Origin of the sequence: Paenarthrobacter sp. OM7, assembly GCF_029873575.1 — a bacterium.
Classification (GTDB): Bacteria; Actinomycetota; Actinomycetes; order Actinomycetales; family Micrococcaceae; genus Arthrobacter.
In genome coordinates, this window is the sequence record NZ_CP123579.1 from 3,133,961 (window position 1) to 3,147,918 (window position 13,958).

The window sequence follows — 13,958 nt, forward strand, 5'->3', positions numbered from 1 at the left end:
CCCTTCAGTCCTGGGCGAGGATCGAGTACAGGCGGCGGCGTGCCTCCTCAAGCACCGTTACAGCCTCCTGGACTTGCTTGGGTGTCCCGGTACGGCCGACCTGCGCCGCAGCCTGCGCCAGGTCCACACCGGCCTTGGGCAGTGCAGCGAAACCCGGGCTCGATGACGTTCCCAGGGAATCCCATGGCGCTGACGTTTCGGAACCAGCCACGTCCTCCCGGCCCGCCTCGGTCAGGGAGTAGATTTTGCGCCCGTTGGACTCCTCGGCACTGACGAAACCTTCGTCCGCCAACAGCTGCAGGGTGGGATAGACGGAGCCGGCACTCGGCTTCCAACTACCGCCGCTGCGCTCTTCGATTTCATGAATGATCTGGTAGCCGTGCATGGGACGCTCAGCAAGCAGGGCAAGGATCGCCGATCGCAGCTCGCCCCGGCCCGCACGGGTTCCGGAGCGCTTTTCGAACCGGGAACGGAACTCCTCAACGGCTTGCCACATGCCGTCCAGGTTGTTGCCCATGAATCCGTTTGCAGGGAATGAATTGTGCATCAAGCTCACCTCAATCAGTCGCGAACGATACTAAACGATAGTTAACGATATACCTTCACGCGGCTTAGGAACAACGGCGGCCTGGCCGGTTCATGCTGGCGGGCATGGCTGCCCTGGCAAACGACGGAAAGGAGATGAGGTGTTTGGTCATCGAGTTCCTTCGTCGCAGGATGGGCGATGCCCACCATCCTCGTCGATGACTCCACTCCGCGGAAAGACCCGTTAGCGCAGGGCCGGACAGCACTTCTGGGTGATGCCGTCCGGCCCCAGCCGCGGAACCTTGGGGCAGCCCCGGCGAACGAGGGGGATCATTGGCCGTTGCGTGGGATCCGCTGGGTTCAGTAAAGATGAGTCGGGGTTCAGGCACACGAGTAGTTGGTACTCGTCTTTGCTTGTGCTTGAAAGATCCACTACTTGCCGGGCACGATAGCTGGCGGGCTGAATTGTGGAGCTAAGGAGATTCGAACTCCTGACCTCTTCGATGCGAACGAAGCGCTCTACCAACTGAGCTATAGCCCCTGGACCAGACCGTAACCGTCCGGCCAGTGTCCCTAGGCTACAAACTTTCGCGGCGCTTTTCCAACCACGACACGAACGTCTCCACGCCATCCTTTTGCCCGGGGATCAGGTTGTTGCCGGATCGCAGGAATGCACCCATCGCCCCAGGCAACGGCACCTCCACAATCGTTCCCCGCGCGCCGGTAACCGCCTTCCATGACTCCGCCATCTGCCGCATGGTGAGCACTTCCGGACCACCCACCGTACGCAGGCGGTGACGTTCAGGAGAGGCGCTCTCCATGGCAGCGTCCAGCAGTGCCCGTGCAACGTCAACTGGCGAGATGGTCTGGAATCTTGTGCGCTTGAAGACAGGAATGAGGCGCACTTTGGCCCCGGCAGCGAAGATCATTGCCACCAAGCCGTGAAACTGTGTTGCGCGAACCACCACGGTCTCAAGCGGAGAAGCAGAGTACTTCCGCTCTTTCCCAACCTTGGAGACGTAATACGAATAACTGCTGAGGTCGCAGTTAATGATGGACAACGCCACCGCCCTGCCGACCCCGGCACGGTGAGCCGAGGCAAGAAGGCGGGCACCGCCGTCGGCGAATTCTCGTTGGGCTTTGCCGAACTGAGCTTCAAGGCAGTCAATCACGACGTCGACGCCCTCCAGTGCGGCCGCCAGCCCTTCTCCTGTGGTGACGTCGCCCGCAACGTAGGTGGCGCCGTCGTGATGCTTCTCCGAGTCGGGAGGCGGCACGTGGCGTGACAAAGAGGTCACCTCATGACCCGCATCCAGAGCAAGCCGGACAACCTCGCGACCTACCTGGCCGGTACCGCCTGCTACGCAGATACTGGCCATGCGTGGCTAGGCGCGGCGGCGCTGCAGGACGTCGTCCAGGTTACTGAGCGCGCTCTGCCCCTTGGCGGAGACGGCAGCAGATGCCTCGGCCTGCTCAACACCTTGCTTCAGGACGGGCTTGCCCACGGGTTTGGGAGCCTCAGGGAGGTCCAGCGGTTCAGGGGCCGGCCTTGAAGCCTTGGCGGCTTCAACATACGTGGGCTTGGGAACTGCAACAGGCTCCCAGCTGGCACCTTTGGAATCGGTTGCTTGCGCTGATGTGTCTCCTGCGGCAACGGCAACCGCCAAAGCAGCCTGGCGAAGCTCAACGGCGGACAAGCGCGCAGCTTCACGGCTGGTGGCTTCGGCGTCGAAAACCGTGGTTTCCTTCGCTTCCACTGCTGGTTCCTTGGGCAAGTAGCGTTCGGGCGTCGGGATGGGCGCTGCCTGCGCCGCACGGCGTGCCCGGCGTTCGCGAAGATCCCTGAGAGCGAGCTTCCGCAAGGTGACGACGGCGAGCACCGCACCGATGAAGGACACCAGCGGCAACCAGAATGACCCGACGCCAAAGGTGAGGAGGATGCCCGAAACGGCCGCCGTCACCAGCAAGGCAAGGCCTGCCAAGGCCAAAGTGAGCCGGGCATAGCGGATGGTGAACGGAGTGGTGGGCGCTTTCCGCACGGACGACTCAGCCGCGCGGGATTCCTGGGGCGACGCCGGTGCTTTGCTGTGCATGGTCTCCATCGGTTTCTCCTGCTGAGGTGCCAAAGTCAGTACCACCCCTGCCTGCGGTTCGTCTGGTTCGTCGTCGATTGCCCCTGCTGGAACAGCGGCCGTTTGGACTTGTTGGCGCCTGTTCCGGAGAACGTAGGGCGCCACCCAGACCATCCACAGCGCAACTGTGACCACGAGTATCACTGAGCTGCTGAGAGGGAAGTCCACATTCAAAACCGTAGAAGCAAATCACCGGGCGCGGCGGCATTGCGGCCGGTGTGTCGTCGTCGAGTCCTCAAATGACTGGATATACGGACAAAATGGCCTATGACCTGCCCATTTATCCTCTGAGCCACCGACGCAGCAGACCCTCAGGAACCTCGTCCGATGTCAGGGCAAAGGACCGGTGGTCAGCCCATTCGCCGTTGATGTGCAGGTACCGTTCCCGATACCCCTCATCCCGGAATCCAAGCTTCTCCACCACCCTCAGGCTGGGGGCGTTTTCGGGCCTGATGTTGATCTCCATGCGGTGAAGGCCCAACACCTTGAAGCAGTGGTCCGTTGCCATGGCCACCGCCGTCGGAGCAATACCGTGCCCGGCCCGCTCCTTATCCACCCAGTACCCCAACGTGGCCATCATGGCCGATCCCCAAATGATGGAGGAAACAGTCAACTGCCCGACGATGAGAGGCTCACGGAATCCAGGGGTCCGCTCGACAATGAGGAAAGGCAATGCCGTGGACTGTCGGGCTTGGTTGTTCAGCGAGGCCACCATCTGCCGATAACTGGGCAGGCGCCCACCCGGTGCCGGGTTGGACGCCTCCCAGGGAGCAAGCCATTCGCTGTTCCGCGAACGGACTTCAGACCACTCCCGCTTGTCGCGGTATCGGATGGGGCGAAGAAGCAGGTCTCCGCTTTCCAGCGTCACCGGCCAGATCGCAGAACCGTACATCCTGAGGTTACTTGGGAAGCGAAGCAGTGAAGGTCGGCAGCCACTCACGCAGTTCAGGACCGAGGTCCTCGCGTTCGCAGGCCAACTCGATGCAGGCCTTGAGGTAGCTGAGTTTGTCACCGGTGTCGTAGCGACGGCCCCGGAAAACAACGCCGTACACGCCGTAGCCTTCACCTTCGCCGGCTGCCAGCACCTCGAGGGCGTCGGTCAGCTGGATCTCGCCACCACGGCCCGGCTCGGTCTTTTCAAGAACATCGAACACTGCCGGATGCAGCACGTAGCGCCCGATCACGGCAAGGTTGGACGGCGCTTCTTCCGGAGAAGGCTTTTCCACCAGCTGCTTAATGCGGACGTAGCCGTCTTCACCGATCTCCTCGACGTCGGCGCAACCATAGGCACTGATCTTGGAGGGCTCCACCTCGATCAGGGCAACCACGGAACCGCCGGTCTTTTGCTGGACCGCGATCATGTCGCTCAGGAGGTTATCCCGGGCATCGATCAGGTCATCGCCGAGGAGTACGGCAAAAGGCTCGTGCCCTACGTGCTGCTTCGCACGAAGGACAGCGTGGCCCAGGCCGTTGGGGTCGCCTTGGCGGACGTAGTGGATGTCACCGAGGTTGGTGGCGGATTGGATGGCCTCAAGCTTGGCGGTATCGCCCTTTTCGGCCAGCGTCGCTTCCAGCGCCGGCACACGGTCGAAATGATCCTCCAGGGCGCGCTTGCTGCGCCCAGTGATCATCAGGACGTCGTGCAGGCCAACCTTGACCGCTTCTTCGACGACGTACTGGATGGCTGGCTTGTCAACCACGGGCAGCATTTCCTTCGGCATCGCCTTTGTTGCAGGCAGGAAACGGGTACCAAGACCCGCTGCGGGGATGACGGCCTTACGGACAGCATTGTTATCGAGAGTCACCGGACTAATGTAACGGAAGGAATACATCATCGGCTAAACCCTCGCCGCGCCGGGACAACATTTCTGTGGACTGAACCGCAGCTTTTGTCGCCGGACCGGCATCAGACGAACCTCACGATCGGACATCCATGGCATCGAAGGAAGACATCCGCAGCAGCCGCCGCCTCCAAAGGCGCGCCCTCTCCCCCGAACAGATCGCTGCTGCCGGTGCGTCGATCGCGCAGCATGGAACGGAATGGGCGGCTGCAGCTTCCTCCGGCACGGCGGCCACTTTTGCCGTCTATGTAGGTGTCGCGTTTGAGCCACCCACCATGCCGCTCATCCATTCCCTGCACGAGGCCGGACACAGGATCCTCCTTCCCGTGTGCGAGCCCGGCCGGCAGCTGAGCTGGGTCTATTGGACCCCGTCGACAGTTTTCGTCCGTTCCTCCTACGCCCCTATCGACGAACCTGAGGGCGAACGCATGGAAAGCCAGGTGGTGGCCGGCGCGGCGGGGATCTTCATGCCAGCCACGGCAGTGGACAGGGATGGCAACCGGATCGGCCAAGGCGGCGGTTACTACGACCGGCTCCTCCATGGGCTCGACGATTCCGGCCAGCGGCCGCCCACCATTGCGGTGGTGTACGACGCCGACCTGTTGCCTTCAGGTTCGATTCCCGCCGAAGCATTCGACCGCCCCGTGCGGGAAGTGCTGACTCCCTCCGGGGTGGTCCATCTCGACGAGAGAGCCCCGTGAGGTCCCGCACATCCACTGGCGCATGCACTGTAGACCGATGATAGAATTGGCACTCAGGCCCTGCGACTGCTAATGCGAAGCGAAATCTCCGCCGTTGCTGCACAGGACCTGACCTTTGTCCTGAAGGAGGAACTCAGTGCCCACATACGCATACGCCTGCAAAGACTGTGACCATGCCTTTGACATCGTCCAGTCCTTCTCTGACAGCTCCCTGACGGAGTGCCCCGAGTGCAAGGGCGCCCTTCGCAAGAAGTTCAACAGCGTCGGTGTCGTCTTCAAGGGCTCTGGTTTCTACCGGACTGATTCCCGTGATGCCAAGGGCAGCACTGTTTCAGCCGCACCCGCCGCCGCGCCGTCCGCTCCCGCAGCCGCCCCGGCACCGGCAGCTGCAGCAAGCTAACTTCCCCACTTTTCCACATAGCGCTTCAGGCCGCTGTTATCCGGCCTGTCCGGCTGGCTAACGTGGCGGCATGCCACAACAGTCTCGAAGCGCCCTCCTTGCCCGCGCCCGGCGTTCAGCGTCGCCTGCCGGCCCTTGGCCCCCGGACCCGTTTGGTGCGGGAGGGCAGTCGTCCCGGCCGCGCAAAAATGCCACAAGCTTTCACCGGCAGCTGAATTATTCAGCCCGCCAAGGCAGAAGGCAAAGGATCGGCTCCTGGATCGCCCGGAACCGCCGTCTCACTGTTGCCCTCCTGCTGTGCCTGGCCGCCGGCATCGCCGTCCAACAGCTGACTCCGGCTTCGGAGCTGCGAATCAGTGTCATGGTGGCCGCCCGTGACCTCCCCACGGGAACCACTCTCACAGAAGCCGATTTCACCCGGGTGGGAGTGCCCCAGGACCTTGCCGTCACCGGAGCCCTCTCAGATGGCGGGGACCTCACAGGCAGACAGTTGGCCGCTCCCTTGAGCCGGGGGCAGATCCCCACTGAGTCCAGCCTCCTGGGTCCCGGGCTTCTCACTGGATCACCCGTGGGCACCGCAGCCGTTCCCCTGCGGATGGCCGACCCGTCGTCCATCCAGCTCCTCTCCCCCGGCCAGTTGGTCACGGTGGTCCTCACGGCAGCCGGATCCTATGACGAATCCAGGGAAACACAAGTACTCGCCGGTCCCGTCCCCGTGCTCTGGACCTCAGCCCACGGGGGCAAGGCAGGCGAATGGCTGGGCACCAGCGACACCGAAGGCTTGGTAGTGGTTGCTGCGGATCCACAGCAAGCAGAAAAGCTTGCCGGCGCATCAACGCACGGCAAGCTTTTCTTTGTTTTGGTCAACCCGTGATGGGTGGTTCAGATGGCGGTGGACGCTCAGCCCCAGTGCGGCGGCTTTTGTTCCTTAAGCCACTGCTCATGGTCGTAACCGGACTCATCGCCCCAGCGCCGGGGATCGTCTTCCGCTGCTTTGGTGGGCAGAATGCCACTCACGCCTGGTTTGGCTGCGGCGGCCGTGGCGTCCGCAGTTTCTTCAGTGGTGTCGGCGCCGGGCGCGGAGGATTCGGTCTCGGACCCGCCTTCAGGACCGGTTGCTTCTTCCATCAGTGGTACTTCTTTCCCGTTCTCTGCTTCGCTGTCTGCATCATCGGCAGCGTCGTCAATCTGGTCTGGTGCCTGCCGTGCCGGACTTGGAGCGAACGTTTGCTGCCCCTTGTCCACACTCAATTGTTCAACGTCCATGTCCAGGAAGCCATGCTCAGGCGACGTCGACCGCGGAATGTGATTCTCCAGCCCAAGGTAGGAGCCGATGCGATCCGCGCAGGACGAAGGATCAGTGAAGACCTCAATGGTCCACAGGGACATGTAGCGCCATCCCATGCGCTCCAGCAGCTGCGGACGCAGCCGGCTGCGTTCCCGGACGCTCATCCGCCGGTAGCGTTCAGTGCCATCGGATTCGATCGCGACAGGTGTGGGGATTTCTGCTCCCTCCCGGCCGATCGTGTGGACGGGATCCGCCGCAGCTGCGATGTCCAGAACGCCATCGTAGAGATGCCAGACCCGGGCTCCCCGGGCCCGCAGGCGTTCTCCAAGGTCAGCAACCAAGGGATCCTCACCGAGCGCCTGCTCACTGGCAACAGCACGGGACGCGGGTGTACCGAGGTTGCTGTTTCCCGAGAGTTCCCGGTCCAGCAGCTCGTAGAAGTCCACTGCACCATGAGCCAGCCGATCGAGGTCAAGGTCCTCGGGACGGAAGCAGCTCAGGACGTGCATGGAACGCCGTGCGCGGGTCATGGCCAAAGCGAAACGGTTCCGGCCACCCTCGGCGGACAGCGGACCGAACGAATGGAGTGCCCGGCCATGTGGTGTGCGGCCGTAGCCAAGCGAGAAGATCACGTGGTCCCGTACCAGGCCTTGGGCCCGCTCCAGATCCACCACACGGAAGGACTCGGGACCGGCGCCAAAGAACGTGGACAGCAGGGGGTGGTTGGGCAGTTGAAGCCTGATGGCCTCGCCGATGCGGGCAGCATGGCGCAAGCTGGCAGTTACCACCGCCAGGGACGTGCGGGGACGCAGCCTTGCGTGTTCGAACACAAGGTCCACCACGCGATTGACCTCGGCAGTGACGGACTCGACGCCCTCATGGTCTGCACCCGGAAGCCCGGTGCCATCGGGGATGTACTCCACCAGGATGGAACGGTCCAGTCCCGTGACAGAGTTGCCGTCGGGCAGGCGGCGCAGGCCACCGTCGTAGTAATTCTTGCTCAGCTGAAGGATCAGGTCCTCGTCTACGGCGCGGTAGACCCAGTTCAGTTGCCAGGTCGGAAGGACCCTGGCCAGCGCCTTGAAGGCGCTGTCAACATTCTCGTGGCTGGCAACACCGGCTACAGGCGGTTCCACAGCAACGCTGAAGGTCCGTGCATGCGCAATCTTCGCATCACCGAAGGCCACCACCTGCTTCGCCCGGGCGATGGCAGGAAGTACGGCCTGCAGCGAGGTGGATTCGGCGTCGATGACCACCACGGCGTCAAACTTTTGCTCGGCCGGGAGGACACCAGTCAAGAGGTAGGGGCTGACAGACCAAACGGGCACCAGGAGTGGCACAAGCTCAGGCGCCTGGGCGCTCAGCGCCGGCAAAGTAACCCGGCCATCCTTCAGCAAGGCTCGCAGCAGTTCCGCCTGCCGGGGGTGCTCAAGCAGGCCTTGGCGCCATTTCTGTGCCAACTGCCAGCGGAGACGGGCAGCACCACTGGCGATGTGGGCCTGGTCAGCAAGCCGGTATTCGGCTTCCAGGCGGCGCAGCGAATCGCCATCGGACATCGCAAGGTAGTCGTCGCCGCTGATCATGGCTTCCAAAGCGGATTGCCACCAGGCCAGATCCAATTCGGCGGCCACGGAGCCGGCAGGAACCTCGCGGGCAGCCAGGTCGGACAGCAACTCACCAAGGCCGTGCTCGCGCATTTCCTCGATCAGGAGGGTGCGTTCGGGAAGTGTCTCCAGTGTTGCCGTGTCAGCAACAAGCCGTTCCAGCCGCTCCATCAGTTCCAAGTACGGTGTCCCGTGCAGGGAGCCACCAGCGCTGGTGTGCTTGAGGGCAGCACCGAGGCGGTGCAGCTCGCCATCCAACTCCCGGTACAGCGCACCAAGATCGGCGAGCCCGGAAGGCACTGCCGGGTGGCGCTGGGTGGTGGCGTATCCGGCCCACAGAGCCCGCTGCTCCTGAACCAGGACGAGGGAGCTGTGGAGGTCCGCGATGTGGACTCCGGGCCGCACATATTCCTTGGCTACCCGGCGCAGGCGGGAACGCTGCATGGAAGGCATCTCCAAGTTGCGCTCACGGCGCCAGGCGGAACTGGCAGTCGCGGAAATGAGGTCGTGCACGGGCCGGTCAAAGATGTCCGGGGTGAACTTATCCAGGCTCTCCCGGACGGCAATGAGCAGTTCGAGCTGCGCACCCCACTCGGTGAAGGTGTCCCCCAGCCGGATTTCAGCGTGATCGGACACCTGCTTCATCCGGTCCCGCAGGACGGGAAGCTTCTCCTCGGCCAGACGGGCGAGGTGTTGGGCTTCCTCGGTCTCCTTGCGCGTCACCAGTCGCGCTCCATACCAAGGGCTGGAGGTGGACGCCCTGCTGAAGCTGCCAAGCTCCGCAGCCCGGCGCAGGCGGCCGGCCAGTTCTTCACGGTCCTTGATGTTGTCCAGGACGCTGCGCTTCAGTCGGACCGTGGTGGAAGGCGCGGGATGGATGGACGTCAGTTCTGCCAGCGACTGCATGGCCTGGTACGGCGAGCAACCCCACCGCTCACGGACGTTGTGCAGCGAGGCTACATGGTCCATTAAGGCGTGGCGGTGTCCGGTGAGCGTCTGGTGCAAGTTGCCCAGTTGAGGCTCAAGCGCTTTTTCGTTGCGCATGATGGCGCGGACCAGCTGGCCTTTGAGCTGCTGCGGCGTGGTCCCGTTACCCGGGCGGAACAGCATGGAGTCGAGGCCGAGCGATTCCAAGTGGGCGGAGAGTCCCGCCAGGCTGGACTGCCTGTCCCCAACCACCAGTACGGATTTGCCTTCGCTGACCAGCGCACCGATCGCGTTGATGGCCGTTTGCGTCTGTCCGCTTCCCGGCGGGGTGCTCACTACCAGGGAATCTCCGGCCCGGACGGCATCCACCACGTACTGCTGGTCCGTGTCGGCGTCCAGCAGGAGGAGCTCATCTGCCGGATCACGCAGGTCGAGGCTCGGGAACCGGCCCGCCTTAATGGGCTCGGGCTCAATGTCACCACCGTTTGCCGCAACAGCAAGCGCTGCCACGGTGGGGTTGTTCATGTTGATCCAGGGATCATCAAGGTTTCCCGAGAGGTCAGCCAGGGTGGTGACCAGCAAGTTGAAATCCACCTCGGCGCCGTGAATCGGCTGGACGAGTGTGGCCAGGCGGTCAAGTACCGGCTGGGGATCGAACCGGGCCGTGTTGTAGGCCATGCGCGCCACGGCGTTGACGTCAAAGACTATGCCGTGGACCGACTTGAGGTGGCGCACCAGGGCAGGGTTCATGCGTGCCTGCTCGGTGAGCTGGAGTTCAAAGTCGTCTTCACCCGGCCTGATGGTCAGGATGATGGAAGCGAGCATCACAGGGGCCGACACACGCTGCGGTTTTCCGCCCACGGCAGAGGTCCACACCACGGTGCCCGCAGACAAATATCCGGCTTCAATGCCGCGATCATTGCTCAGCTCAAAGATCTTGGACCTGATGTTGCGGGCGGCACGGGCCGCCACCAAGTATTGCTGCCGGTCCCGGATCAACGTGGACAGACGGGTTCTGCGACCTGCCAGCAACTGCGCCAACCCCGAGGGGTGTGCGTTGCTCAAATCGATGGCGCCTTCGGGCGTCTTGACGAAACGCAGCATCGTGTCCGCCCCGGTGACGGGTTTAAGACCAGACAGCCATTTGCGGAGCTCTTCGGAGCCCTCTTCCTGGCCTTGACCTAATGACACAACTTCTGCCTTCTTTTCTGTACTAGCTTTAGACGCCTTGGACCATACCGGCATACCTTCGAGGGTAGCGGGAATACCTTGGCAGTCCGCTCCGCAACGCTGTTCCGACGCGAAATTCGCCGTCATTTCACAGGTGCCTGCCGATTTCACAGGCCGCGGCACCCGGTGGGTTCAAGCACAGTGGCCGGCCTCCCAGAGGAAGCCGGCCACTCAGAATGCTATTCCCACTCGATGGTTCCCGGTGGCTTGCTGGTGACATCCAGCACCACGCGGTTCACGCCGTCGACCTCATTGGTGATGCGGTTGGAGATCCGGGCAAGGAGGTCGTAAGGCAGTCGCGACCAGTCCGCCGTCATGGCGTCTTCGGAGGACACCGGACGCAGCACGATCGGGTGGCCGTAGGTACGGCCATCACCCTGGACACCAACGCTTCGGACATCGGCCAGGAGGACTACCGGCATCTGCCAGACGTCGTTGTCCAAGCCGGCAGCCGTGAGCTCCGCACGGGCAATGGCATCCGCCTTGCGCAGCAGGTCCAGGCGTTCCTTGGTCACTTCGCCCACGATGCGGATTCCCAAACCGGGGCCAGGGAACGGCTGGCGGCCGACGATTTCCTGCGGCAGCCCAAGCTGGGCGCCGACGGCGCGTACTTCGTCCTTGAACAGTGCCCGCAGCGGCTCAACAAGCTCGAACTGCAGGTCCTCGGGAAGCCCGCCCACGTTGTGGTGGCTCTTGATGTTGGCAGCACCTTCGCCGCCACCGGATTCGACGACGTCCGGGTACAGGGTTCCCTGAACCAGGAACTTGATCTTCTCGCCCTCGGCAGCAGCCTGGGCGATGATGGCCCGCTCCGCTTCCTCGAAGGCACGAATGAATTCGCGGCCAATGATCTTGCGCTTGGTTTCGGGATCGCTGACCCCGGCCAATGCTGACTGGAAGCGTTCCTGCTCATTGGCTACGTAGAGGTTGACGCCCGTGGCTGCCACGAAGTCGCGCTCAACCTGTTCGGCTTCGCCTTCACGCAGGAGTCCGTGGTCGACGAAGACACAGGTCAATTGGTCGCCAACGGCGCGCTGGACCAAAGCCGCAGCAACAGCGGAATCAACGCCGCCGGAGAGACCACAAATAACCTTGGAGTCCCCGATCTGCTGACGGATCCGCTCCACCTGCTCTTCGAGGATATTGCCCGTAGTCCAGTTGGGGCTCAGGCCCGCACCCTTGAACAGGAAGTTCTCCAGGACGTGCTGGCCGTGGACTGAATGCTTGACTTCGGGGTGCCACTGGACACCGTAGAGGCGCTTCTCGTCGTTGGCGAAGGCAGCCACCGGCGCACCAGCCGTGGAGGCGAGGACTTCGAAGCCCTCAGGGGCCTCGTGAACGGAGTCACCGTGGCTCATCCAGGTGTTCTGCGAGGAGGGGACGCCGTCCAGGATGGACCGGGCATCGCCTACGACAAGGGCTTCAGTAGCGCCGTACTCGCGGAGACCCGTCTGGGCCACCTTACCGCCCAACGCGTTGGCCATCGCCTGGAAGCCGTAGCAAATGCCAAATACAGGCACCCCGGCTTCGAAGAGATCAGCGCCGACGCTCGGGGCTCCCTCTGCGTACACGCTGGAGGGTCCTCCGGAGAGGATGATGGCTGCCGGGTTCTTGGCCAGAAGCTGCTCGGTGGTGAAGGTGTGCGGAACAATTTCCGAATACACATTCGCTTCGCGGACGCGGCGGGCAATCAGCTGCGCGTACTGGGCACCGTAGTCAACAACCAGCACCGGCTTCTGGGAAGTTTGGGGTGCGGTGGGAGTAGTCACCAGACAAGACTACTTTGCCGGGCCGCCCCGGTGCACGTTGACGAGGGCGGCCAGAGGCCAAAAAGGCCGCGTCGTTAGGCATCTCACAGTGCGTCAGGTCGCGTAGCCCGCAGCGGGACGCTGTGGGCGGTCCTAGTAGCGCTTGGACGCCTGCGGGTTGGCTGCCAGTTCCGCTTCAACTTGCGCGTGGAATTTCTTCTCCACAATGAAGGACAGCAACGGAATGACACCACCCAGGGCCAGGAGGACCATCTTGGAGAACGGCCAGCGCATGAGGGACCACAAGCGGAAGTTGGAGACCAGGTACACCACGTACATCCAACCGTGCACGATCAGTACCGACGTGGAGATGTTGAACCCGCCGATCACGCCTTTGGGCTCGGACTCAGCGAAACCGAAGCCGAAGGGCTGGCCGGTGACGGCGTTCGTGCCGCCGGCGAAGAGCGAGACTCCAAACCCATAGCGGGCGATCAGTTCCGCACACAGCAGGAGCAGCATGGCGCCGGTCAGGTACGCCATGACTTTGTAGAACTTCAACGCCGAACGGATCTGGGCTTCCGTTCCGCCGAACCGGCGCTTCTTGGGCTTGGATCCGGATTGCTCTGGCTGGATGGCCGGTTTTGGCTCAATCATTGCTGCACCTTTTGTTCTGGCTCTGGGTTTGTAGTTTCGTGGGCATCCACGGGTTTGGCAGGCTCCGCCTCGTGGTCATCCCCGTATTCGTCGTCCTCGTCCTCTTCGAGGTCGCGCCGGTAGTCGTCCTTGACCAGACGCCACCAGATGAAGATCGAGAACCCGGCGAACACCACCCATTCCACTGCGTAGAAGAGGTTCAGCCAGTTGATCTGCTCTGCAGGCGGCTGGGGCGGGATGTTGAGGGCCTTGACGTCATCGCCAAGGGGAATGGCCATGCCGTCGGAAACCTCCGACGTCGCGGCGACAAAACCCGGGTAGCTGGACACTTCCCACAGGTTGATGAGCTCCGCGGCAGACACAGCGGACGCACGGCCTGGACCGGCGTCGACGTTTGGAACGGGCGCTTCAGAAGGAATAAGGCGACCAGTCAAGGTGATGGTGCCCGACGGCGGCGGGCCGGCCTGGTCGGCATCTGCCACCCAGCCGCGCGCCACGGGGATCCACGTCTGGGGCGAGGCAGCAACACCGTTCAGCGTCGGAGCGTCGTTGACAGCGAAAGCCGAGACTATCCAGAAGCCTTTTTGATTGTTGTACAGGCGACCCTCTACAAGAACCTGCTTGCCGGGATCATAGGCCCCCGTGGCGGTGACCATCTGGTCAGAGACCGAACCCGGGAAGAACTGGCCGGGTTTGAGGACGTCCACCAGCGGTTTGACTTCTTCGATGCTGGACGGCGCCGGAGGCTCGTGCTGGGCGGACCGGCTGAGCTGCCACTGGCTGAGCAGCACAAACACCCCGGATAACAGAAGCGCAAAGACCAGTCCTGCGATCCAGCGGGGTTTCAACGCGGTTTTCAACACCCCTTAACCGTACTTCGTCCGGCTGTAGAACAACGAAACGGCTGA

12 protein-coding genes and 1 tRNA gene are annotated in these 13,958 nt (G+C 62.9%); 3 read left to right on the top strand and 10 right to left on the bottom strand.

The genetic code is table 11. The features are described from left to right. Window positions 1-4: 4 nt before the first annotated feature. The 6 genes from QEH68_RS14450 to galU all read right to left on the bottom strand — a co-directional run bounded on the left by QEH68_RS14450 (window position 5) and on the right by galU (window position 4,462). Window positions 5-547: a PadR family transcriptional regulator gene (locus tag QEH68_RS14450; RefSeq protein ID WP_089595737.1), complete on the bottom strand. Its 543-nt coding sequence runs from the start codon at window positions 545-547 to the stop codon at window positions 5-7. Window positions 548-993: 446 nt separating this feature from the next. Continuing rightward, window positions 994-1,066, bottom strand: a tRNA-Ala gene (locus QEH68_RS14455). 37 nt (window positions 1,067-1,103) lie between these two features. Beyond that, the gene (locus QEH68_RS14460; protein ID WP_280623209.1) at window positions 1,104-1,904 is read right to left on the bottom strand and encodes an NAD(P)H-binding protein; all 801 of its coding nucleotides are present in this window, start codon (window positions 1,902-1,904) and stop codon (window positions 1,104-1,106) included. Between the two features lie 6 nt (window positions 1,905-1,910). Next, window positions 1,911-2,792, bottom strand: coding sequence for a hypothetical protein (locus tag QEH68_RS14465; RefSeq protein ID WP_280628020.1), 882 nt, complete (start codon window positions 2,790-2,792; stop codon window positions 1,911-1,913). Between the two features lie 145 nt (window positions 2,793-2,937). Further along, window positions 2,938-3,549, bottom strand: coding sequence for a GNAT family protein (locus QEH68_RS14470; RefSeq protein WP_207594178.1), 612 nt, complete (start codon window positions 3,547-3,549; stop codon window positions 2,938-2,940). 7 nt (window positions 3,550-3,556) lie between these two features. Continuing rightward, the gene (galU, locus tag QEH68_RS14475; protein WP_089597525.1) at window positions 3,557-4,462 is read right to left on the bottom strand and encodes a UTP--glucose-1-phosphate uridylyltransferase GalU; all 906 of its coding nucleotides are present in this window, start codon (window positions 4,460-4,462) and stop codon (window positions 3,557-3,559) included. A 128-nt stretch (window positions 4,463-4,590) separates the two neighbouring features. Between galU and QEH68_RS14480 the strand changes: the two genes are divergently transcribed. From QEH68_RS14480 to QEH68_RS14490, 3 genes are all read left to right on the top strand, one after another. Continuing rightward, window positions 4,591-5,199 (top strand): 5-formyltetrahydrofolate cyclo-ligase, encoded by a 609-nt coding sequence (locus QEH68_RS14480; protein WP_207594179.1) that lies wholly within the window; start codon window positions 4,591-4,593, stop codon window positions 5,197-5,199. Between the two features lie 136 nt (window positions 5,200-5,335). Further along, a complete protein-coding gene (locus tag QEH68_RS14485; protein WP_207594180.1) occupies window positions 5,336-5,599 on the top strand; it encodes an FmdB family zinc ribbon protein in 264 nt (87 codons plus the stop codon). Between the two features lie 70 nt (window positions 5,600-5,669). After that, window positions 5,670-6,473, top strand: a complete 804-nt coding sequence (locus tag QEH68_RS14490; RefSeq protein ID WP_207594181.1) for an RcpC/CpaB family pilus assembly protein — start codon at window positions 5,670-5,672, stop codon at window positions 6,471-6,473. Window positions 6,474-6,499: 26 nt separating this feature from the next. Here QEH68_RS14490 and QEH68_RS14495 read toward each other — a convergent pair whose 3' ends face one another. From QEH68_RS14495 to QEH68_RS14510, 4 genes are all read right to left on the bottom strand, one after another. Then, window positions 6,500-10,663 carry an AAA family ATPase gene (locus tag QEH68_RS14495; protein ID WP_207597608.1) on the bottom strand — a complete coding sequence of 1,388 codons (4,164 nt, stop codon included), beginning with the start codon at window positions 10,661-10,663 and terminating at the stop codon, window positions 6,500-6,502. Window positions 10,664-10,827: 164 nt separating this feature from the next. After that, window positions 10,828-12,417, bottom strand: coding sequence for a glutamine-hydrolyzing GMP synthase (gene guaA / locus QEH68_RS14500; protein WP_207594182.1), 1,590 nt, complete (start codon window positions 12,415-12,417; stop codon window positions 10,828-10,830). A gap of 132 nt (window positions 12,418-12,549) precedes the next feature. Then, window positions 12,550-13,050: a DUF3817 domain-containing protein gene (locus tag QEH68_RS14505; protein ID WP_261609457.1), complete on the bottom strand. Its 501-nt coding sequence runs from the start codon at window positions 13,048-13,050 to the stop codon at window positions 12,550-12,552. After that, window positions 13,047-13,913, bottom strand: coding sequence for an SURF1 family cytochrome oxidase biogenesis protein (locus QEH68_RS14510; protein WP_280623215.1), 867 nt, complete (start codon window positions 13,911-13,913; stop codon window positions 13,047-13,049). Before QEH68_RS14510 ends, QEH68_RS14505 begins: the two co-directional genes overlap by 4 nt. Window positions 13,914-13,958 lie beyond the last annotated feature (45 nt).

What these genes read in the sequence shown, in the direction of transcription:
- QEH68_RS14480 (WP_207594179.1), top strand. Translation starts at nt 4,591, where the DNA reads ATGGCATCGAAGGAAGACATCCGCAGCAGCCGCCGCCTCCAAAGGCGC.
- QEH68_RS14470 (WP_207594178.1), bottom strand. Translation starts at nt 3,549, where the DNA reads ATGTACGGTTCTGCGATCTGGCCGGTGACGCTGGAAAGCGGAGACCTG.
- QEH68_RS14505 (WP_261609457.1), bottom strand. Translation starts at nt 13,050, where the DNA reads ATGATTGAGCCAAAACCGGCCATCCAGCCAGAGCAATCCGGATCCAAG.
- QEH68_RS14495 (WP_207597608.1), bottom strand. Translation starts at nt 10,663, where the DNA reads ATGCCGGTATGGTCCAAGGCGTCTAAAGCTAGTACAGAAAAGAAGGCA.
- QEH68_RS14460 (WP_280623209.1), bottom strand. Translation starts at nt 1,904, where the DNA reads ATGGCCAGTATCTGCGTAGCAGGCGGTACCGGCCAGGTAGGTCGCGAG.
- QEH68_RS14450 (WP_089595737.1), bottom strand. Translation starts at nt 547, where the DNA reads ATGCACAATTCATTCCCTGCAAACGGATTCATGGGCAACAACCTGGAC.
- QEH68_RS14490 (WP_207594181.1), top strand. Translation starts at nt 5,670, where the DNA reads ATGCCACAACAGTCTCGAAGCGCCCTCCTTGCCCGCGCCCGGCGTTCA.